The organism is Subtercola boreus (assembly GCF_006716115.1).
Lineage (GTDB): Bacteria > Actinomycetota > Actinomycetes > Actinomycetales > Microbacteriaceae > Subtercola > Subtercola boreus.
The window spans coordinates 607,846-629,018 of the sequence record NZ_VFOO01000001.1 but is presented as its reverse complement, the minus strand read 5'-3'; the positions used below and the strand labels follow the sequence as shown (position 1 = coordinate 629,018).

Sequence of the window (21,173 nt, the reverse complement as noted above, 5' to 3'; positions counted from 1 at the left end):
CCCGACATCACATTCGCGCTTCAAGCACCCGCTGCAACCATTCGAAGGACTGTTTCGGCGTGCGGTCGTGCGTGTTCGGGTCGACGTGCACGATCCCGTAGCGGAGGCTGTAGCCGGCCGTCCACTCGAAGCCGTCGAGCAGCGAGCGGAGCTGGATTCCCGCGAGCCGCACCCCCGAAGCGGCTCCGGATGGCCCCACTGCGTCGAGCGCCGCGACGATGTGGGCGGTGAGGTGGTCGATCCGTCGGCCGTCGGCGATGCGGGCGACGCCGGTCGCGGCATCCAGAACCACCCGGTCGGCGAGGCCGAGCCCCAGCCCCGCGACATGCACCGGAGGGAGCGCCTCGCCATACCGGGAACCGAGCTCGGCGAGCGCGACGCCGAGGAACTCCGGCGCGTCGGGCTGGCCGGCGGGCGTGCGGTCGAACTCGGGCCACGGCGCGAAGCGGAACGGCAGCGAACCGAGCGCCGACGCCTCCCCGTCTGCGGCCACCACGCCGAGCCCACCGGCTGCGATGCGGGTGGGAGCGGCGTAGCTGATCCCGTAGAAGTCGAGGGGCTGGTGGATGACCGCCAGGTCGCCCTCGGAGGCCTCGACCAGCGGGCGCAACAGCCTGCTGAACTCGTCGGCGACCGCCGGGTAGGTTCCGCGGAGCACCGCGTCACCGAACATCTGGTTCTGCACCGTGTCCCAGAGCGTCGAGAACTGCGCGTCGTCGTCCGAACCCGTCTGCGGCGTCGTCCGCGAGTAGGCATTCACGATGCCGATCTGCCCCGAGACGGGCGCCGCGCGGAGGGCTTCGACCGCGATCCCGTGGCCGAGCAGCAGGTGGTGGCCGACCGGCAGGGCGTCGAAGAGCAGCGTGGATCCCGGCGCGTGCCGCCCGAAGGCGTACCCCTCGAGCATCACCGTGGCCGGCTCGTGGAGGGTCACCCAGCGGTCGATGCGGTCGCCGAACAGCTCCCCCACGGCGTAGGCGTAGTCGCCGAACCGGTGCGCGGTGTCGCGGTTCAGCCAGCCGCCGCGGAGCGCCGACGGCGTGTCCCAGTGGAAGAGCGTCGCCACGGGGCTGATGCCGACGGCGAGCAGTTCGTCGAGCAGACGGTCGTAGAACGCGACGCCTTCTCGGTTCAGCGGCCCGGAACCCTGCGGTTGCAGGCGCGGCCAGCCGAACGAGAACGAATACGATTTCGCCCCGAGCGCCGCCAGCAGACCGACGTCTTCGGCAACCCGGTGGAAGTGGTCGGCGGCGACGTCGGCCGTGGCGCCGCCCTCGATGCGGCCGCGCTGGTGGCTGAAGTCGTCCCAGACGGACGGCTCCCGCCCGCCGTCGTGCGCCCCGCCCTCGATCTGGAAGGCGCTGGTGGCGACCCCGAGCTCGAGCCCCGCCGGGAGCAGGGTGGCGAAGGCTTCTGCCTCGCCCTGGGCGGTGTCACGGGCATCCGAGCGCCGCCGGCTCGCCGCGCCCGACCGGCCTGCCGCACCGTGGCCGCCGGACGCGCCGCTGGATGACCGTGGCCCGCTCGACCCGATCGGCCCGCTCGCCCTGCCCGCGCCGCCGGCCCCGCTCCCCCGCCTCATGCGCCGAGCACGCGGTCGAGGTAGGAGTTCGCGAACAGGCGCGCCGGGTCGAGCCTGTCGCGGAGCGCCACGAAGTCGTCGAACCGTGGATACAGCTCCCGCAGGTCATCCGCTTTCCGTGTGTGCAGTTTGCCCCAGTGCGGCCGGCCGGCGTGTGCCGTCATGATCTCCTCGACCGCCTCGAAGTATGTCGCGTGTGGTTCACGGAAAAAGCGGTGCACTGCAATGTATCCCGTCGCGCGTCCGCTCGCGGTCGACAGCCACAGGTCGTCGGCGGCGGCGAAGCGCACCTCGATCGGGAACGAGATGCGCCAGCCCCGACGCTCTATGAGCGCATCGATCTCCCGGAGCACCGCGGGAACCTCGGCTGCCGGCAGCGCGTACTCCATCTCGCGGAACCGCACCGTGCGCCTCGTCGCGAACACGCGCTGCGAGTGGTCAGTGAACTCGCGGGTGCCGGTGAGCTTCTCGGCGAGCCGGTTGATGTGCGGGATGACCGGCGACGCCAGCCGCCCGAGTGAACAGGTGAGCCCGAAGAGCTGATTCGACACGAGCCAGTCGTCGACGACGCGGCGGGCGGGCGTCAGCGGGGAACGGGGGGCCGTCGCCGACAGGCGCGTGTTCGTCTTCGTGAGCGCGGTCTGTGTGTGCGGAAACCAGTAGAACTCGAAGTGGTCGGATGCCCGGACACGCGTCTCGAGGGTGTCGAGCAGCTCGCCGAGCGGTTCCGCGCGCTCGACGGCGTGCAGCACGAAGGCCGGCACGCACTGCAGGGTGACGGAGACGAGGATGCCGAGGGCGCCGAGCCCGAGCGCGACGGCCGGCAGGAGGTCGGCGTTCTCGGCGTCGGTGCCGGTCGCCGCGCCGCCCCCCGTGTCGCCGACGCGCAACAGCTCGCCCGTGCCGGTCACGAGCTCGGCGCCGACGACCTGGGTCGCGATGCCGCCGAACCCGGCACCGGTGCCATGGGTGCCGGTCGAGATCGCTCCACTGATGCTCTGCCGGTCGATGTCGCCCATGTTCGCCAGGGCGAGCCCGTGTGGGCGGAGCAGCCGGGGCAGGTCGTAGAGCCGGGTGCCCGCGGCGAGAGTCACGCGGGAGCGTTCCTGATCGACGGCCAGCACTCCGCTGAGGTCGGAGAGGTCGAGCTGCACGCCGGTCGCGACGGCGATGCCGGTGAAGCTGTGGCCGGCGCCGACGGCCTTGATGCGGATGCCCGCGCGGGCCGCCGCCGCGACAGCACGCTGCACGGCATCCGGGGTCGCGGGCCGTTCGACACGCGCCGGACGCACGGCCTCGGTGCGACCCCAGTTGCGCCACACGGCGCCCGTGACGGCGGCGGCGCCGTCGGCTCCGAGCCCCACGCCGACCCCGACGCGCGGTGGGCGGCGGCGCGTTCGGGGCGCGGCCGCGCGCGCGGAGGCCGGTGGGGTGACAGGGGATGCGGCAGTGGCGGCGGGCACCGCGGAGTCGAGCACCGCGGCGGGCACCGCGGAGTCGGGCACCGCGGCGGGCACCGCGGAGTCGGGCACGGCGGCAGGCACCGCGGGGTCGGCCGGCGCGGCCTCATGCAGCTGCGGCGTGGGATCCGCCGCGCTCACAGGAACGCCTTCCCCTCGCCGCGGTACGTCGGCACCGCCGCGACCACCTCGTCGCCCGACACCACGTGGAACTCGTTCACATGCTCCGACAGCTCGCCCGATTTCGTGTGCCGGAGCCAGACCCGGTCCCCTGCCGCAAGCGCCGCCGTCGCCCGGCCCGACAGAGGGGTCTGCACCTCGCCCGCCATTTCGCGCGGCTGCATCGAGAGCCCTTCCGGCCAGACGATCTCGGGGAGACGGTCGGGCTGCGCCGGGCCGGAGGCGATCCATCCCCCACCCAGCAGCGTCGCCATCTGAGGCGTGGGTTTCCGCACCACGGAGAGGGCGAAGGCGGCGGCCGGCGCAGGGCGGAAACGCGAATAGGTGTCGAAGAGGTGGCCGCCGAACAGTCCGCTGCCGGCCGCGACCTCCGTCACCGACGCGTCGGCGGAGGTGCTCTCGAGCGAGCCGGTGCCGCCGCCATTCACGAACGCGAGGTCGGCCACCTCGCGCACCGCGCGGACGACCTCGCCGCGGCGGTCGGCGATCTCTGCGATGGAGCGGTGCTGCATCCAGTCGAGCACGCGCGCCCGCGCCGGGTTGCCGCGCGGGCGGTTGCCGACGCCGGCGATCTGCGCCTCGTAGCCCATCAGCCCGACGAGTTCGAAGCCGGGCCGGGCCGCGATGTGCTGGGCGAGCACGCGCGCCTGCCCGGCCGTGAAGACCGGCGAGCGCCAGACCCCCACGTGCCCGAGGGCGCGGGTGACGTACGACGAGTCGAGTTCGACACAGAGTCGGATGCCCGCCCTCCCCCGGGGCGGAACGACGGCGTCGATGAGGTCGAGCTGCTCCACGGAGTCGACCATCAGCGTAACGCGGGAGGCGAGCTGTTCGTCGGCGGCCAGCAGCCGGATCGCCGCACGGTCGGCCGTCGGATACCCCACCACCACGTCGTCGATGGTCTCCGCGAGCCAGAGCGCTTCGGGCAGCGTGTAGGCGAGCACGCCGGCATAACCCGGCAGCGCGAGCACGGAGTCGAGCACCGCGCGCACCCGGACGGACTTGCTGGCCACACGGATCGGCTTGCCCGCCGCCCGGTCGAGCATGGAGAAGGCGTTGTGCGCGAGGGCACCGAGGTCGAGCGCGGCGAGGGGCGGATCGAGGTGGGCCGTGGCGCGGGTCAGCCGCGGCCAGAAGCGGGCGGGTTCCAGCCAGGGTGTGTCTCCGGGCGCGGGGCGCTCCAACCGGAAGGGCGGTGTGCCCATCAGCGCACCCCTCTCACCCGGGCGACGGCGAGCGCGCCGGCTGCCGCGAAGAGCGCGGAGAGGAGGAAGAGCGCCATGAACCCGCCCGACAGCGCGACCACAGCCGCGCCGAGCAGGGGTGCGATCGCCTGGGGTACCGCCGTGGCGATGTTCATGATGCCGAGGTCTTTGCCGCGCGCGGCCGGATCCGGCAACACCTGCGTCGCCAGAGCCTGGTCGACGGAGAGGAAGCAGCCGTAACCGAGGCCGAGGAGGCCGGCGGCCACCATCGCGACGCCGAGCTCCGGCACCAGCGCCAGCAGCAGGGCGGCAGCAGCCTGGCAGATCGAGGCGACGAACACGAAGACACGGCGACGCCCCAGCCGGTCGGAGAGCACCCCGGCGCCGAGCGAGGCCAGCACCACGAACACCATGTAGATGAGTGTCAGAACGATCAGGTCGTCTTCGGCCGTGTCGTCGTGCAGCCCGAACATCAGGAAGTAGAGCAGCAGGGCCGTTCCGAGCGCGTTGCCGGTGTTGACCAGCACCCGACCGAGCAGGGTGAACCCGAAATCGGGATGAGCCTTCGGGCTGATCCAGAACCCGTCGAGGAACCCCCGGGCGCTCACCCGGGCTCGGGCGGAACGCTCGAGCACGGCATCCGGAACCCGCAGGCAGAACGGCAGCACCAGTACGACGAGCAGCACGGCCACGACGAGGTAGCCGGCGAACTGCGCGGTGAAGAGTGTGGTCACGAGGATGAGCCCGAGGATGGTGCCGACCGCCTGGGGCGCGGCGAGCCAGCCCGAGACGGCCCCGCGCTGCGCGACGGGAACCTGGTCGGAGATCGTCGCCGTGAGCGCCGCGGTGAGGATGCAGAAACCGGTGATGGTGAGCGTCCAGAAGACGCCGATGCCGAACAGCGAGGTCTGGAGGCCGAGCAGCACCAGCGAGGCAGCGAAGAGGAGCGTGCCCGCAGCCAGCCAGGGGCGGCGACGGCCGAACCGGGAGGTGGTGCGGTCGGAGAGGGCGCCGGTCAGGGGGAAGACGACGAGGGCCGCGACGCCCGCGATGCCGGAGATGATGCCGAAGGCGAGAACGCTGGCGATCCAATCGGAGGAGGCGGCAGTTCCCGTTCCTGCTCCCGTCGCGACCGCGCCCACCCTGCTCTCGATCTGCAGGGGCAGCAGGAGTTGGATCGGGGTGAGCTGCGCCATCCAGATGCCGAGCCAGGCGGCGGCGAACAGGGCGATCCAGCCGCCACCCACGCGGGCGGTCGGTTCCGCGAAGGGTTCGGGGGGCGTTCCAGCCGCTGCGGTGGTGCTTCCGCTCTGCGGCGCCGGGGTTCCACGCGACATCCGTTCACCGTCCATCCCGTTGTTTTCTTACATACAACCGCATGGGGCTTTGACTTTGGGGAAGATTCCTTGCTAAATGGGAGAACGTGTCAGTTGTGAAATGGGGAAAGTCCGAGGGCGCGCCGGCGGGGCCGGCTGCTCGGACTTCGCGATTCCGGGTCCTGATCGCGCTCTCACTTCTGGGGCTAATCGCGCCTGTCGCGCTCACGCTGACCACCGGTGCAGGCAGTGCCGCCGCCACGCCGGGCGCGGTGTCGCCGGGCGCGGTGTCTCCGACCGCAGCCGCACCGACCGCGGAGTCGCCGACCGGAACGCCTCAGCCAGATGCCGCACCGGCCGCCACCTCCTCACCGTCGCCCTCGCCCACCCCGGCGCCGAGCATCGCGCCGGCGCCGACGCCCACCGCGACGTCCACCCCGACTCCTCCCCCGACGGATCCGCCGTCCGACCCGGACCCGATCGCCAGCCCGGAGATCACCTCCCCCTCAGCCGGGGCTCTCCTCGGCGGGAGCTTCACGATCGAGGGGACAGCCGAACCGGGCAGCGCCGTGCAGGTCTCGGCGAGCAGCCGGTCCGACCCGCTCTGCGTGACCACCGCGGGAGCGGACGGCTCCTTCAGCTGCAGCACGGGCACGCTGCCGAGCGCTCCCGGCATGCAGCTCCGGGTCGTGCAGCTCGTGGCGGGGCACGACAACCTCAGCGACACGGTCACCGTGAACGTGCTGAATGCACCGACCGCGCAGTCCGGCTCCAGCTCGGGAGTCAGCACCGGGTACGGCACCATCCGCGGCACGGCGGTCGCCGGGGCGACCGTGAACGCCAGCGGCCAGGGCGACGCCGGCACGTACGACTGCCTCGCGGTGGTCGACGGGTCGGGCGCCTGGGCGTGCAACCTCGGATCGGGCATCCCGAGCGGCAGCCTCCGTGTGCGCGCCACGCAGACCACCTCCTGGAGTGGCGGCGAGTCGTCGGCCGCCTCGACGTTCACCCTGCGGATCGACTCCGACACGCCGAAACCGCCGGTGGTCACCAGCCCCGCAGCGGGAACCTCCGTGCGGGCATCCGGAACCGTCTTCGCCGGAACTGGCGAGCCGGACGCCCTCGTGACGGTGTTCGCCGGCTCGTTCGCGGCCTGCACGGCGACCGTGCAGAACGGCGCCTGGAGCTGCACCGGCGGCGAACTGGCGGCGGGCCGCACTCCGGTGTCGGCGATCCAGCAGGATGTCGCGGGCAATGTCAGCAACGAGAGCGCGCCGTTCGACGCGGTCTTCGTGGCCGGGACTCCCGCTCCGAGCCCGTCGCCGAGCGCGCCCGCCACACCCGGGGCGGGAGCGGGGAGCCAGACACCGGGGGCATCGCCGGGCAGCGGAGGCACGGGCGGCACCGGGGGCAGTGGCGGCAATGCCGGCGCGGGCGGCGGCGGCGCGGCCACCGGCGACGGCACGAACCCGGGTGGCACCGGATCCGGTTCCGGCTCTGACGGATCGGGCACGGGAGGCACGGGATCCCTGCCGGGGACCCCCGACGGCAGCGCGGGCGGCGGCAGCCCCTCCCACGCCGAAACGCACGCCGCCGACGGCTCGTGGGCCGGCTCGACCCGGTTCTCCGGCGCACTCACGCCCGTCTTCGGTGAGGCGTCGGGCCTCAACTGGCTGCTCGCCGTCGGAGTCGCCCTCGCGGCCCTCCTACTGGTCGCCGCCCCCGCCCGACTGATGGCCGGGGCTGTCTCGGTTGCGACGCACGCCCGCGCCAAGCGCCGCGGAACCCGGCTCACCGGGCGGAACCGCCCCCGCGCCGAGTACGACCGCGCACCAGAGCTCAGCGTGAATCCGTGGCTGCTCGCCTCCGTCGCCGTCGTGGCAGCCGCAGCGATCGGCATGCTCTCCGGTCCGGTCGAGAACCAGCCCGCCTACCTCCGCCTGCTGGCGGCCATCTGCCTCGCCTTCGCCCTGCTGAACGCTGTCTCGTTGCTGGTTCCCCGCTTCCTCGGGCTCCGGATGCTCGGGGTGCGCTCGGTCGTGACGTTCGCTCCGCGCTACCTGGTGCTCGCGGTGATCGCGTCGCTGGTCTCCCGCGTGTTCACGATCGAGCCCGCCCTGCTGTTCGGCCTGGTGCTCGCCATCGGCTGCGTCGACGGGGTGTCACAGCGCATCAGAGGCCAGTTCGCGATGCTGCACCTGCTCTCGCTGCTCGTGCTCGGCGGAGTCGCCTGGACGACCATCAGCCTGCTGCCCGACCTCAACTCCCCATTCGGCGCCTTCACGACCGAGACGCTGAACACCCTCGTGCTCGGCTCGTTCGGAGCCGCTGCCGTTCTCGTGCTGCCGTTCGGCCGGCTGAGCGGGCGCGCTCTCTTCACCTGGTCGCGGCCGGCCTGGCTCGCAACGGCACTCGGCTCGTTCACGCTGCTCGCGGCCGTCGTCGCCCCCGCCGTCGCGCCCGGCAGCGGACTCATCGCGGCGCCCGCGCCCGCCGTCCTGCCGCTGCTGCTGGTCGCCGTCGGGTTCGCCGCGGTGAGCCTGTCGGTATGGGCGTGGCTGCGGTTCGTCGCTCCGTCCCTGAAGTGACGTGGGGGTTCGCTGTGAGGCGGGGGCTGCGGCGACCCCGGGCCGCCGTGACGGAGCAGTGGCTGTGACGGAGCGATGGCTGTGACGGAGCGATGGCTGTGACGGAGCGATGGTTATGACTTCGCGGGACGCCGCTGCCTGGGGCCGCCTCGGGGATGGGGCGCAACAGGGGCTCACCCACCACTTCCAGAGCCGGGTCTTCGGTGCCCGGTGGCTGCACAACACGGCACCGCTGCGGCTCGGACAGATCGCCACGTTCAACTACTGGTGGCTCGCCCACGCGGTCGAGGTAAGGGTCGACGGGGCAGAGCGGCGCTGCGGCGCTGCCGGCGGCGCTGCCGGCGGCGCTGCCGGCGGCGCTGCGGATGCCGGCAGCGGCCGGCAGGGCGCAGGCGCGGGGGCGGCAGGGTCCGGCGCGGCAGGGTCGGGCGCGGCAGGGTCCGGCGCGGCACGGTCCGGCGCGAGCGCTGCGGCCGGGCGCGTCGCCCTCGCCCAGAACACCTACGCGGGCATCCTGTGCCGCAACCGCGGGCTGTTCAACCACTACTTCGACGACATGGGCTGGCTGGCCCTTGCCGCGCTGCGGCTGTTCGACCTCACCGGTGCGCCGCGGTACCTGGCCGATGCCGAGGCGCTCTGGGCGTACATCCACGCCCACGGCGGGAGCAGTGCTCGGCCCGGTGCGATCGCCTGGCGCGACAGCCAGCTCGACTACCTCAACGCGCCGACGAATGGTGCCTTCGCGATCCTCTCCGCACGGCTCGCCAGCCGCACCGGAAGCCTCCGTTACGAGACCGCCGCCGACTCCTCGCTCACATTTCTCACCGATGCCCTCGTGGGAGGGCAGGGCAGCGCTCTCGCCGAGGGGAGGCCGGCCGGCCCCGCCGACCTCGTCGCGGACGGCCTCAACCGGCAGGGCGACGGCGTCCTCGACTCCGAATGGCTGTTCAGCTACAACCAGGGCCTCTACCTCGGAGCGCTCGTCGAGGCGTTCGACCGCACCGCCCGCGCAGAACTCCTCGAACGCGCCGTGCGCACAGCCACCGCGACCATCGCCCGACTGGCCCCGTCGGGCCGGTTCCTCGACGAGCCCGCGCGCCTCGACCAGCGCGGCGGCGGCGACGCAGGCCTCTTCAAGGGTGTCTTCGTGCGCTACCTCGAGCTGCTGCTCGAACGTCTCGCCCCGGGCAGCGCCGGGCTCCGGATGCTCGAACCCTTCTTCCTCGCCAACACCGACCTGCTCGCCGCCCCCGCCCGCGCCGCCGCCCCCGCTCTGGCATCTGCCCTCGCCGCCACCCCCGCCACCGCGCCCCTCCGGCTCGCCGCGCATCCGTACCCCCTCGTCGCAGACGACTGGGCAGCAGCACCCGGCGCGACCACCGCGCTCTCGACCCAGCTCGCCGCCGTCATGGCGATCGAGGCGCGGGCCCGGTACGAGCGCCACCGCGCCGCGCACTGACCCGCAGCCTCCCTTGCCGCGGACCCCATCCAGAGGACGCTAACTGCTCCACATCCGCGGCGAAAGAGCAGTTGGCGTCCTTTTGATCGATCAAGTTGCGGGACGACGGGGAAGGGAAGGGGGAGCACGCGCGGCAGGAGGGAAGGGAGGGTGGCGCGGGGGGCGGGGGGCGCGGGCGGGGGTCAGGGGTGGAGGCGCGCAGCGACTTCGGCGAGCTCCTCGTCGAGGAGGGCCGCGAGGGCCCGGGAGCCGATGATGCGCGAATGACCGGCGACGGGCAGCTGCACGTTGCGCGCGCCCGGCAGCACGCTCCCCGCCTGCACGTGCTGGTCGAAGGTTCCGTACACCGACGTGATGCGGGCGTTCACGGGTGACGGCGCGCCGAGGAAGGTGACGGTCAGGTCGTCGGCGGCGAACATCCGGATGCTCGACAGGCGGAGGTACCGCGCCCACGTCGAACCCGAGAAGGGGCTGTTCACGGCGATCATCCGCTCGACGCGATGTTCCGGATCGAGCCTCAGCATCAGGTACTTGCCGATCAGCCCGCCCTTGCTGTGCGCCACGAGAACGACGTTCCGGAGGTCGTCGGCCGCGAGACGGTCGGCGAGCAGCCGTGCGGAGTCCGCGATCGGGAGCACGTTCCGGCCGAGTTCCGGCACCGGATGCACGGGGTGGCCCTGCCGCGCCAGCCGCCGCATGATCGGCAGCATGAAGTGCCAGCGCTCGTAGACGCCCGGCAGCAGCACGACGTTCACGGGTCCGGCGGGCCGCGGGCCCCCGCCCGCGTCGGCGCCCCCGCCCGCGTCGACGCCCCCGCCCGCACCCTGCCCTGCGCCGGCCGGCCCGACGAGCGCGCGCCGGCCGCGCGGGCGCAGGATGCCTCCCACCTCCGCCCTCGCGCTGTAGCCGTAGTCGAGCATCCAGTAGCCCGCCTTCGCCAGCCGGTTCACGCGCCGGGCCGCTCAGCCGAGGTCGGCTTCGAGGCCACCACCGGAAGCGCCGATGAGTTCGAGCAGTGCGCCGGCGTAGGCATCGGCCGCGTCGACCGCGACGAAGACCCGGGACTGGCCGGAGAGCACGATCTCGACCTCGTACGACTCCTCGACCAGCAGGCCGTCCTCATCGAGCGAACCCACCCCGGCGCCCCCGGCAGCAGACCCGGTCCCACCAACGGCGCCATCTCCCGCCCGGCCCACCCCGCCCGCACCGCCCGCTCCCCTGCTCCCCACCTGCCGGAGCGACCGGAAGGTCGAGCCGAGCAGGGCGCGCAGCTGGTGCTCCGCGGGCATCCAGAGCGCGTCGTCGAGCGCCACGGAGTCGAGCGCCCATTCGGTGGTGCCGTTGAAGCCGAGCACCGTTCCGGTGTCGTACTCGTGCGCTTCGATGGTCATGTCGCTGACCGTGAAGACGTCGCCCTCGAACCCTTCCCGGGAGATCACGAAGAGGTCGCCGGAGACCGGGCGCCAGCGGAGTCCGGCCAGGCGCAGTGCGTGGGAGAGCTGCGGAGAGATCATCCTGCAATTATGCGACTCCCCGGCTGGGCATTGACATGGGCTGTATGTTGTTCTGGTGGATGACCAACGGCGCACTCCCGGTTCTCAGACTTCACTTCGTGAAGCCAATCGGGCGCGCATTGTGGATGCCGTCAAGAAGCACGGCGGTCTGACCCAGGTCGAACTCGCCGGAGCGACCGGCCTCTCTGCCGCAACCGTGTCGAACATCGTCAAGGAGCTCTCCGGAACCGGTCTGCTGCACGTGGCACCGAGCACCCGGAGCGGGCGCCGGGCGCAACACGTGACTCTCGCGCACTCCCTCGGCCTGTTCGCCGGGGTGCACTTCTCGACCCGGCACATGCGCATCGTTCTGGCGGATGCCAGCCACCGCGTGGTCTCCGAGCACCACATGCCCCTGGCGAAAGACCACCGGGCCGACAACGAACTCGACAAGACGACTCTGCTGCTGGCAGACATGCTGGAGTCGGTGGATGCCACGATGCAGGAGGTTCTCGCTGTCGGCATCGCTGTTCCCGCCCCCCTCGACCGTGAGACGGGCACGACCGCCCGCAAAGGCATCATGCGCGGCTGGGACGGCGTGAACGTCGCCGAGGTGATGGAACGCCGCCTCAAACGGCCCGTCTTCGTCGACAACGCCGCGAATCTCGCCGCACTCGCCGAGTACCGGCTGGGAGCCGCGAGGGGCCGGAGCAACTCCGTCACGATCGATGTCGGTGACGGCATCGGCGCGGGGCTCATCCTGAACGGGGCGATCTTCCGCGGCCACAACGGCGTGGCCGGCGAGTTCGGCCACACGACCATCCTGGAGGACGGCCCCCTCTGCCGGTGCGGCAACCGGGGCTGCCTCGAGGCCATCGCGGGCGGGCCAGCGCTGCTCGAGAGCCTGCGGGACGATCTCGGCAGCCTCAAGCTCGGCGACATCGTGCTGCGGGCCATGGCCGGCGAGGCCCTGCCGATGCGCACAGTGGCGGACGCCGGACGGCACATCGGCGTCGCCGCAGCCAATCTCTGCAATCTGCTCGACCCGGAGCGGATCGTCGTCGCCGGCGAGCTCGCCCGCGCGGGCGAGCTGCTGCTCGGACCGCTCCGGCACGCGGTGGAGCGGTCCGTCATCGTCGGCCGGGACCTCATGCCCGAGATCGTGCAGGGCCAGCTCGGGGCACGCGCTGCGACGCTCGGAGCCGCTGTCTTCGCCGTCGACAGCGCGCACATCACGGCCGACGACAACACTGCCGCCAAGTTGTTATCTTCAGCTTGACTTCAAGTCTTGACGTCAACCGTCAAAGATGCAAAACTCGCTCACGTCGCCAATGAGGGCGGCAGTAACGGGAGGTTTTTCAATGAAGATCGCCACCACGAGAGCGGTCATTGCGACGGCCGCACTCCTGCTCGCAGCCGGTTCGCTCACAGCATGTTCGAACGGCTCATCATCGGGTACCGCAGCAAACACCGCCAACGCCTCGAGCGCGAAGATCGGCCTGCTGCTTCCCGACTCTGTCACCGCTCGCTATGAGAGCGCGGACAAGCCCCTGTTCGAGGCGAAGATCAAGTCCCTCTGTCCCGACTGCACCGTGCTCTACTCCAACGCCGACGGCGATGCCGCCAAGCAGCAGCAGCAGGCGGAGTCGATGCTGACCCAGGGCGTCAACGTGCTGGTGCTCGACCCGTTCGACGGCGAGGCCGCAGCATCCATCGTGGGCGAGGCGAAGGCCAAGAACATCCCGGTCATCTCCTACGACCGACTGATCAACAGCGCCGACCTGTCGTACTACATCTCGTTCGACAACGAGAAGGTCGGCGAGCTGCAGGGCCAGGCCCTGGTCGACAAGCTGAAGGCTGACGGCGCTGCCGCTGACGCGGGCATCCTGATGGTCAACGGGTCGCCGACCGACAACAACGCCAGCCAGTTCAAGGCGGGCGCCCACAAGATCATCGACGCATCGGGCTACAAGATCCTCGCCGAGTACGACACACCCGGATGGGACCCGGCACAGGCCCAGACCTGGGTCGCCGGCCAGATCACGCAGTTCGGTCCGCAGATCGTCGGTCTCTACGCCGCCAATGACGGCACCGCCGGTGGCGCCATCGCCGCTCTCAAGGGTGCCAACGTCAGCCCGCTGCCTCCCGTCACGGGCCAGGACGCCGAGCTCGCCGGCATCCAGCGCATCCTCGCCGGAGACCAGTTCATGACCGTCTACAAGGCGTTCAAGCCCGAAGCCGAGCAGGCAGCGACCCTCGCCGTCTCGCTCGCGAAGGGTGAGAGCGTCACTCCGACGTCGAACACCACCACCAAGGGCGGGGCCTCCATCCCCTCGTTCCTGCTGACGCCGGTCGCTGTGACCGCCGCCAACATCGAGTCGACCGTCGTCGCCGACGGCTTCTACAAGGCCTCGGACATCTGCACCGCAGACTACGCGGCAGCCTGCGCCACCGCCGGCGTCAAGTAACACCCCGGGAAGCGGACCCGGCCGGACGCGCAGTGCGCACCGGCCGGGTCCGCTCCTCTTCTCTCACCACCACCATTCCTGAGGAGGAACTGTGACGATGGAATCAGCCGTCGCTCCAGCCGCGAGCTCCGTCCGCGAACCCGTGCTGTCGCTGAAGGGTGTGTCGAAGGGCTTCGGTGCCGTGCGCGCCCTGACCGACATCGATCTCGACATCCACGCTGGGGAGGTCGTCGCCATCGTCGGCGACAACGGCGCGGGAAAGTCCACGCTCGTGAAGATCCTGGCCGGGGTGCACCCGCAGGATTCCGGCACGATCACCTTCGACGGCCAGGTGGTGTCGATCCCCACCCCGACCGCCTCGCGCGCCCTCGGGATCGCGACCGTGTTCCAGGATCTCGCGCTCTGCGACAACCTCGACGTGGTCTCGAACCTCTTCCTCGGCCGCGAGATCACCCACGGCACTCTCGACGAAGAGGAGATGGAGCAGCGCGCGTGGAGCCTGCTCCGCCAGCTCTCAGCGAAGATCCCCTCCGTGCGGATCGCCGTCGCCTCTCTCTCCGGCGGGCAGCGGCAGACCGTCGCGATCGCCCGTTCGCTCATCGGCGAGCCGAGCGTCGTCATCCTCGACGAACCGACCGCGGCCCTGGGCGTCGCCCAGACCGCCGAAGTGCTCAACCTGATCGAGCGCCTCCGTGAGCGCGGCCTCGGCGTGCTCATCATCAGTCACAACATGGCCGATGTGCAGGCGGTCGCCGACCGCGTCGTCGTGCTGCGGCTCGGTCGGAACAACGGCGACTTCCACGTGGCCGACGTCAGTTACGAGGAGATCATCTCCGCCATCACCGGCGCCACCGACAACGTGGTCACCCGTCGCGCGAGTGCGCACGCGGTGGCGGCTGCGGCCGATGCACACGGCACGGCTCCGGATGTCGCGGCCCCCGCCCCCGGCAGAGCCGACGTCACCGAACCCGTGCCCGACAACGCCACCGGTGCCGACAATCCCGACGACGGTTCGAAGGAGATCCGCTGATCATGACCACTTCTCCCACCGAATCCCCGGCCGACCGCGCCGCGGACCTCCAGGATGAACGCCTCGTCCGCACCGAGGGTGTGCGCGGCGCCGTGCTCGCCTTCCAGCAGCGGGTGCGGGGCGGCGACCTCGGCTCCCTTCCTGTCATCATCGGGCTCGTCGTCATCTGGGTGATCTTCCAGATCCTGAACCCGAACTTCCTCTCGTCGAACAACCTCGTCAACCTGACCCTGCAGTGCGCCGCCGTCGGCACGATCTCGATCGGGATCGTTCTGGTGCTGCTGCTCGGCCAGATCGACCTCTCAGTTGGTTCGGTCAGCGGTCTCGCCGCAGCCATCCTCGGCGTCGGCCTCACCCAGCTCGGCTGGCCGGTGATCCTGGCCGTCGTTGTCGCGCTGGTGGTGGGCGCCGCGATCGGCTTCCTCTACGGCCTGCTCTTCACCCGGTTCGGCGTGCCGAGCTTCGTGATCACCCTCGCCGGTCTCCTCGCCTTCCTCGGCCTGCAGCTGAAGGTGCTCGGGCCGAACGGCTCGATCAACCTCCCGTATGACTCGTGGATCGTGCAGTTCGCCCAGGCGACGTTCCTCCCGCCGTGGGCGGCCTACGCGCTGGCCGTGCTTGCCGCGGCCGCGGTGTTCTACACCGATGTGCGCCGCGCCGCGCGCCGCCGGAAGGCCGGCCTCTCGACCGGTGCCCTGTCGGTGACGCTGATCAAGTCCATCGCCCTCCTGGTGCTCCTCGTGGTCGTGGTCGCGTACCTCGCCACGGACCGCGGGCTCGGCGCGATGTTCCTGTTGTTCGTGGTGCTGGTCGTGGTGATGAACTTCTTCCTCACCCGCACCAAGTGGGGTCGCTCGGTGTTCGCCGTCGGTGGTTCTGTCGAGGCGGCCCGCAGGGCCGGCATCCGGGTGAACCGGGTGTACATCTCGGTGTTCATCCTCACGTCGACGTTCGCCGCCCTCGGCGGACTGCTGGCCTCGGCCCGGCTGACGTCGGCGAGCCTCTCCTCCGGCGGCGGCGACACGAACCTCAACGCGATCGCCGCGGCGGTCATCGGCGGCACGAGCCTCTTCGGCGGTCGTGGCAGCGCCTATTCCGCTCTGCTCGGCATCCTGGTCATCCAGTCGATCTCGAACGGGCTGACGCTCCTCAACCTCGACTCGTCGATCCGTTACATGATCACGGGAGCCGTTCTGCTGCTCGCCGTGATCATCGACTCGCTGTCCCGCCGTTCGCGGGCCAGCCACGGCCAGGCCTGAGACCTGTGTCAAGGGCCTGTGCGCGGCCTAGAAGGCGGCGCAGACTGTAGGAATCTACAGAGCGTAGAAGACAATCAGAAGGAAGCACCTCATGATCGAGAAACTCAGTGAGTACGGCCTGAAGAGCGAGCACGCGTACGCCGGCGGTTTCGCCTCCATCGCGCTGTCGTTCGTGGCCTACTTCATCAGCCGTGCCCGGAAGGGCGACTCGAAGGCCCAGTCCGACCGTTGGGGAATCTTCATCGGCCACTGGGCCCCCACGTTCTTCGCGCTGGGTGTCGCCCTGAAGCTCGAAGAGAAGAAGTAGGGACCGAAGAGCAGGAGCGACCGGTCAGGCCGGTTCGTCGACCACTCCGACGAACCGGCTTCCGATCGCGTCGAACTCCCGGCGGGTGTCTCCGGATGCCACGGGCGGGAGCTCCCCCGGGGAGTGGAAGTCGCAGCTGAGGTAGGTGAAGGTCGGCCACCACTTCTTCGGCCGGGCCGCTTCAGTGAATCCGCAGATCGAGCAGGTCAGCTGTACCCACACGGGTTTCTTCCCGGTGCGGTTGGCCCGCGACTGGGCGAGCCAGGCCGGTGGATCGGTGTCGATCGCGTCGAGTTCCTCCACGGTCATCCGGGGCGGCAACCCGTGCCGGGTCGCCATCTCCAGCGGAATGTCGAGGCGGAGCGCGGCCTCTCGTCGTGAAATCATCATCACCACGATAGTGCCCGTCTTCAGTCCCGCGGCTCCGGGATCATGCTCAGACCCGATCCGCTGTTGGCCGACTGCATCAGCAGTTCGACCCACGGCCGATTGAGTTGAGGCCGGTCAACCGTGTCGAAGGTGAACACCAGGGGGATGGACGGGTGCAGCCAGACCGAGGTGTAGCCTCCCGCGTCATGCGAGCAGGTCAGGCCGAACTTCTCGTCCCGCCGGAGTTTCGCCATGATGACGGCCTGCAGGTGCGCCAGCAGCCGGTCGTCGAACTGCAGGACGGTTCCGGACGATCCGTAGGTGAGTGTTCCCATTGTGCTGTGCGCCTCCTGAGCGGACGTGGGCGAGAGTACGCCATTAATAAGACGGATGTCGCGAGCCATTCGTCACGCGTTCGCCGGAAGTTTTCCGAAATGATCCCCCTGCGGGCCTCATCCGGACTGCTCTCCCAGCCCATCAACAGGTTGTTCATAGGCCGACCGAACATACTGGGCGGGTTTGTTCACCAATGAGAAGTGTCTGAGGATCCATGCGAAAAATCACCCTGATCGCCGCCGCGGCCGCCGTCGCACTCACGCTGGCAGGATGCGCGTCGTCTGCGGCGCCCTCCTCCTCGGAGACCAGCACCGCCGCGGCCTGCACGCCGACGGCCCCGGGCACGAATTCGGCCGCCGTGACCGCGACGGGCGACCTCGACACGCTCCCCACGACGACCTTCACCACGCCGCTCGCCGCCACGGCGACCGAGCGCACGGTCACCACTGTGGGAACGGGAGCCGAAGTCACCGACGGATCGCTCGCGACCATCGACTTCACCCTCTACAACGGAACGTCGGGCAAGCAGCTCTTCACGACCACTGACGCCGAGGTCGGCGCCCAGCAGGTGACCGTCGACCAGACCCAGTTCCTGCCCGGCATCGTGAAGGCCGTCGAGTGCTCCACCGTCGGCTCCCGGATCGTGGCCGTCGTGCCGCCGGCCGACGCCTGGAGCGAGGCCGGCAACAGCACGCTCGGCGTCGCCGCCACCGACACTGTCGTGTTCGTGATCGACGTCAAAGACGTGACCGAGGCGCCCGCGGCGACCACCGCACCCTCGCCGACGACCGATCCGAACATGCCCACCCGCGCCACGGGTGCAGACCAGCCCGCACCCGCCGGCTTCCCGACGGTCACCCTGGCCGACGACGGCACGCCGACGGTGACGATCCCGAGCACCCCGGCTCCGACCACGCTGCAGATGGCCACGCTGAAGCTCGGCACCGGTGCGGTCGTGGGTGACGGCGACACCGTCACCGTGCAGTACCAGGGTGTCAACTGGACCACAGGCGCCGTCTTCGATGAGAGCTGGACCAAGGGCGGCCCGACGAGTTTCGCCACCAACCAGGTCATCAAGGGCTTCGGTGCCGCACTCGTCGGCGCGACCGTCGGCTCCCAGGTGATCGTGGTCATCCCGCCGGACCAGGGCTACGGCACGACAGGCCAGTCGTCGGCCGGCATCAGCGGAACCGACGACATCGTGTTCGTCGTCGACATCCTCGCCACCGCCTCAGCTTCGCAGTAGCAGTAGTAGCAGCAGCACCTTCGCGGCGCTTCGGGCAGTGGATGCCCGGGGCGCCGCTCTGCGGTCTCCGGATGCCCGCGGCGCCGCTCTGCGCTCTCCGGATGCCCGGGAGCGCCGCTCTGCGGTCTTCGGATGCCCGGAGGCCCCGCGGCGGCGGATCAGAACTCGAGCGACGGCTCGTCTGACACCGACAGCGTCAGAACCGCCTGCTCGACGAGTTCGTTCTCCTCGATCGTGCGTTCGATGCGCCGGAGCACCCGGGCGACGTGCTCCTCGCGCTCGTCGCCGGCGAGGTCGACGGCCGCGACCAGGAAAAGCCTCGACGGCCCGACGAATTCGAGGTGCAGGTAGGTGATCCGGGCGATCTCGGGCTGCGCGAGCAGCTGCTCCGCCGCCCCGGTGCGGAAGCGTGGGGGCGGGTTGAACCCGACCAGATAGCGTCGGTTCTGGTTGATCAGTACGACAGCGACGACCGCGAGCAGCAGCCCGATGAGCACGGAGCCGAGCGCATCCCAGAACGGGTTGCCGGTGAGCTGGTGCAGCAGGATGCCGAGGAACGCGATCGCCAGGCCGGCGAGGGCCGCGGAATCCTCGGCGACGACGGCGCGGAGCGTCGGATCCGATCCGTTCAGAACATAGTCGAATGCCTCCCGGCGGTACTTCGCCGCCGTGCGGCGCGCCTGGATCACCGACTGCAGCAACGAAGCGCCCTCGAGCAGCGCGGAGACGCCGAGCACGATGTAGGCGATCAGATAGTCGGAAGCGGGCTCGGGGTCGAACATCTCCTGGATGCCGTGCATCACCGAGACGACGGCACCGACCGTGAACACCCCGACCGCCGCGAGCAGCGACCAGACGTACGCTTCCCGGCCGAAGCCGAGCGGATGCCCGTCGTCCTTGCTGCGCGTCGAACGCCGGTCGGCCACCAGCAGGAAGATCTCGTTGCCCGCATCCGCCCAGGAGTGGGACGCCTCGGCAACCAGGGATGCCGAACCGGTGAGCACCGCAGCGACGGATTTGGCGATGGCCACCAGGATGTTCGCGACGAATGCGATGACGACGATCATCCGGCCCCCCGAAGAGATGAGCGGGCGCCTCGCGGCCCGGTGCTTCCAGTATGCACCGGGGCCGTTCGCACCGCGGCCCGGCCGGCACGGGCTTGTTCGCACCGGCCCCGCCCAGTACGGGGTTGTTCACACCGCCCCGCCCGGGGCAGTGCGAAGAGCGATACTGGAGGAGTGGATCTCGAGAGCGTCGCCGCCGAGCTCTGCGTACTGCCACCGGCCGAGTTCGTGGCCCGGCGTACGGAGCTCGCGAAAGCGGCGCGCGCGGGCGCGGGCGCAGGCGGTCCGGCGGGCGCGGGGGCAGGCAGCGCGGCGGGCGGCGGCGACAGGGCAGCCGGGCGCGAGCAGGCCGAGGCGATCAGGCGGCTGGTGAAGCCGTCGGCGGCGGCCTGGGCGGTGAACCTGCTCGCGACGCGACAACCCGGCGAGTTCGAGACGGTGGCCGCCCTCGGTGCACGTGTGCGGGCGGCGAGCGAGCGCGGCGAGGCGGGTGCGCTGGCCGAGCTGTCGGCCGAGCGCCGAAGCACGCTCGGGCGCGCGACGGCCGCGGCCCTGCAGCTCGCCGAACAGGTGCTGTCCCTGCCGGGGGCGGGGCCGGATGGCGGACCCCCCGCCCCGCAGCAGAAGCTCTCCCCCGCTGTCGGCAACGACATCGAGCAGACCATGCAGGCCGTGCTGGCCGATCCCGCGGCGGCAGCGGCGGCGCGCACGGGTCGTCTCGTGCGGCCGCTGGCGGCGACCGGGCTCGAGGCCGTCGACCTGGACGGCGCCGTGAGCGGGCCGTTCACCCCGCCCGAACGGGGTGCGGATTGCGCCGAGGGCGCCGACCCGAGCGACGAGGCTGGCGCGCGAGGCGTTGTCGTCTCCCGAACGGGCAGCCCCCGTCGAGCCGCGGACGATCCGGATGTGCCGAGAGACACACGGGCGAGCCAGGCTCGGGCAGCAGCAGAAGCCGAGGAGGCTGCGGCCGCGCTGGAGGCCGTCGACCGGCAGCTCGACGAGCTGCGGGAGCTCCGCGACCGGGCGCGCGAACGGTCGGACGCCCTCAGCGACGAGATCGACGGGATCGCCGCCCGGCTGGCCGATCTCGAGGAAGAACTCTCCGAGCGCCGCGCCGAGCGCAGTGAACTGGATGACCGGCGGGACGAGACCGACCGGGAGCTGGGGCGGCTCGACCAGCAGCGTGAGAAAGCGGCCCGCCGAGCATCCAGCACCGCCCGGGCGGCCGGACGATGAACGGCGACCAGCCGACGAGCGGCGACCGGGCGCCGGGGTTCGACGGCGAAACGGGGGGCGACGGGGAGACGGGAAGCAGCCGGCCACCCGGGAAGCTGAGTGCGGGCATCCTGCTGTACCGGCAGGGCGCAGGCGGCACCGAGGTCTGGATCGCGCACATGGGCGGTCCGTTCTGGGCGCGGAAGCACGAGCGGGCCTGGTCGATCCCGAAGGGCCTGGTCGAGCCCGGGGAGGACACGCTCCATGCGGCACTCCGCGAATTCGCCGAGGAGATCGGGGCACCTCCGCCGCCTGCGCCGTACGGACTGCTCGCCGAGGTGCGCCAGCGGTCCGGCAAGATCGTGCTGGCCTACGCGGCAGAACTGGCGGAGGGCGAACTTGTGGTCTTCGTCGGCAGCAACACGTTCACGGTCGAGTGGCCACGCGGATCGGGCCTGCTGCGGGAGTATCCCGAGATAGACGGTGCCCGCTGGGTGCCGCTGGCCGAGGCCCGGACCCTTCTCGTGGCGGGGCAGGAACCGCTGCTCGACGCGCTGGAGCGGAAGCTCTCCGACTGATCCGGGGAGGAGCTGACG

At 71.0% G+C, this 21,173-nt stretch carries 20 protein-coding genes; 10 read left to right on the top strand and 10 right to left on the bottom strand.

Annotation, left to right across the window (positions count from 1 at the left end; genetic code table 11):
* Positions 1-7 precede the first annotated feature (7 nt).
* The 5 genes from FB464_RS03015 to FB464_RS02995 form a co-directional block, all read right to left on the bottom strand.
* Positions 8-1,582 carry a glycoside hydrolase family 1 protein gene (locus FB464_RS03015; RefSeq protein ID WP_246092895.1) on the bottom strand — a complete coding sequence of 525 codons (1,575 nt, stop codon included), beginning with the start codon at positions 1,580-1,582 and terminating at the stop codon, positions 8-10.
* Positions 1,579-2,904 carry a D-arabinono-1,4-lactone oxidase gene (locus tag FB464_RS03010; RefSeq protein WP_116416634.1) on the bottom strand — a complete coding sequence of 442 codons (1,326 nt, stop codon included), beginning with the start codon at positions 2,902-2,904 and terminating at the stop codon, positions 1,579-1,581. The genes FB464_RS03015 and FB464_RS03010 overlap by 4 nt, the downstream gene beginning before the upstream one ends.
* A gap of 275 nt (positions 2,905-3,179) precedes the next feature.
* Positions 3,180-4,427, bottom strand: coding sequence for an alanine racemase (locus FB464_RS03005; protein WP_116415174.1), 1,248 nt, complete (start codon positions 4,425-4,427; stop codon positions 3,180-3,182).
* Complete coding sequence (locus FB464_RS03000) at positions 4,427-5,764, bottom strand: MFS transporter (RefSeq protein ID WP_116416635.1); 1,338 nt, start codon at positions 5,762-5,764, stop codon at positions 4,427-4,429. The genes FB464_RS03005 and FB464_RS03000 overlap by 1 nt, the downstream gene beginning before the upstream one ends.
* Before the next feature lie 316 nt (positions 5,765-6,080).
* Positions 6,081-6,419, bottom strand: coding sequence for a hypothetical protein (locus tag FB464_RS02995; RefSeq protein ID WP_116415175.1), 339 nt, complete (start codon positions 6,417-6,419; stop codon positions 6,081-6,083).
* Between FB464_RS02995 and FB464_RS02990 the strand changes: the two genes are divergently transcribed.
* Together FB464_RS02990 and FB464_RS02985 are read left to right on the top strand one after the other, a co-directional pair.
* A complete protein-coding gene (locus tag FB464_RS02990) occupies positions 6,418-8,331 on the top strand; it encodes an Ig-like domain-containing protein (RefSeq protein ID WP_116415176.1) in 1,914 nt (637 codons plus the stop codon). The two genes, FB464_RS02995 and FB464_RS02990, sit on opposite strands and share 2 nt — an antisense overlap.
* A 115-nt stretch (positions 8,332-8,446) precedes the next feature.
* Complete coding sequence (locus tag FB464_RS02985) at positions 8,447-9,790, top strand: glycoside hydrolase family 76 protein (protein ID WP_116415177.1); 1,344 nt, start codon at positions 8,447-8,449, stop codon at positions 9,788-9,790.
* A gap of 182 nt (positions 9,791-9,972) precedes the next feature.
* On the opposite strand, the gene FB464_RS02980 is transcribed toward FB464_RS02985, so the two are convergent.
* Entirely contained in the window at positions 9,973-10,740 is a 768-nt protein-coding gene (locus FB464_RS02980; RefSeq protein ID WP_116415178.1) for an esterase/lipase family protein, read from the bottom strand.
* A 12-nt stretch (positions 10,741-10,752) separates the two neighbouring features.
* Positions 10,753-11,304, bottom strand: coding sequence for a hypothetical protein (locus FB464_RS20545; protein WP_116415179.1), 552 nt, complete (start codon positions 11,302-11,304; stop codon positions 10,753-10,755).
* A gap of 121 nt (positions 11,305-11,425) precedes the next feature.
* On the opposite strand from FB464_RS20545, the gene FB464_RS02970 reads away from it, so the two are divergent.
* From FB464_RS02970 to FB464_RS02950, 5 genes are all read left to right on the top strand, one after another.
* Entirely contained in the window at positions 11,426-12,562 is a 1,137-nt protein-coding gene (locus FB464_RS02970; protein ID WP_246092894.1) for an ROK family transcriptional regulator, read from the top strand.
* A gap of 82 nt (positions 12,563-12,644) precedes the next feature.
* Positions 12,645-13,751 (top strand): sugar ABC transporter substrate-binding protein, encoded by a 1,107-nt coding sequence (locus tag FB464_RS02965; protein ID WP_116415181.1) that lies wholly within the window; start codon positions 12,645-12,647, stop codon positions 13,749-13,751.
* Between the two features lie 97 nt (positions 13,752-13,848).
* Complete coding sequence (locus tag FB464_RS02960; RefSeq protein WP_116415182.1) at positions 13,849-14,781, top strand: ATP-binding cassette domain-containing protein; 933 nt, start codon at positions 13,849-13,851, stop codon at positions 14,779-14,781.
* Between the two features lie 2 nt (positions 14,782-14,783).
* Positions 14,784-16,040, top strand: a complete 1,257-nt coding sequence (locus FB464_RS02955) for a sugar ABC transporter permease (protein ID WP_116415183.1) — start codon at positions 14,784-14,786, stop codon at positions 16,038-16,040.
* Between the two features lie 91 nt (positions 16,041-16,131).
* Positions 16,132-16,347: a hypothetical protein gene (locus tag FB464_RS02950; RefSeq protein ID WP_116415184.1), complete on the top strand. Its 216-nt coding sequence runs from the start codon at positions 16,132-16,134 to the stop codon at positions 16,345-16,347.
* Positions 16,348-16,371: 24 nt separating this feature from the next.
* Here FB464_RS02950 and FB464_RS02945 read toward each other — a convergent pair whose 3' ends face one another.
* Both FB464_RS02945 and FB464_RS02940 read right to left on the bottom strand, forming a co-directional pair.
* Complete coding sequence (locus FB464_RS02945) at positions 16,372-16,734, bottom strand: hypothetical protein (protein WP_116416636.1); 363 nt, start codon at positions 16,732-16,734, stop codon at positions 16,372-16,374.
* Between the two features lie 23 nt (positions 16,735-16,757).
* The gene (locus FB464_RS02940) at positions 16,758-17,051 is read right to left on the bottom strand and encodes a DUF7882 family protein (RefSeq protein WP_116415185.1); all 294 of its coding nucleotides are present in this window, start codon (positions 17,049-17,051) and stop codon (positions 16,758-16,760) included.
* A 215-nt stretch (positions 17,052-17,266) separates the two neighbouring features.
* Here FB464_RS02940 and FB464_RS02935 point away from each other — a divergent pair, with 215 nt between their 5' ends.
* Positions 17,267-18,298 carry an FKBP-type peptidyl-prolyl cis-trans isomerase gene (locus FB464_RS02935; RefSeq protein WP_170151928.1) on the top strand — a complete coding sequence of 344 codons (1,032 nt, stop codon included), beginning with the start codon at positions 17,267-17,269 and terminating at the stop codon, positions 18,296-18,298.
* A 158-nt stretch (positions 18,299-18,456) separates the two neighbouring features.
* Here FB464_RS02935 and FB464_RS02930 read toward each other — a convergent pair whose 3' ends face one another.
* The gene (locus FB464_RS02930; protein ID WP_116415186.1) at positions 18,457-19,365 is read right to left on the bottom strand and encodes a cation diffusion facilitator family transporter; all 909 of its coding nucleotides are present in this window, start codon (positions 19,363-19,365) and stop codon (positions 18,457-18,459) included.
* A 171-nt stretch (positions 19,366-19,536) separates the two neighbouring features.
* Between FB464_RS02930 and FB464_RS02925 the strand changes: the two genes are divergently transcribed.
* On the top strand, positions 19,537-20,598 hold the full coding sequence (locus FB464_RS02925) for a hypothetical protein (protein ID WP_116415187.1): 1,062 nt from the start codon (positions 19,537-19,539) through the stop codon (positions 20,596-20,598).
* Positions 20,595-21,155 carry an NUDIX hydrolase gene (locus FB464_RS02920; RefSeq protein WP_116415188.1) on the top strand — a complete coding sequence of 187 codons (561 nt, stop codon included), beginning with the start codon at positions 20,595-20,597 and terminating at the stop codon, positions 21,153-21,155. The genes FB464_RS02925 and FB464_RS02920 overlap by 4 nt, the downstream gene beginning before the upstream one ends.
* The last annotated feature ends 18 nt before the right edge of the window (positions 21,156-21,173 follow it).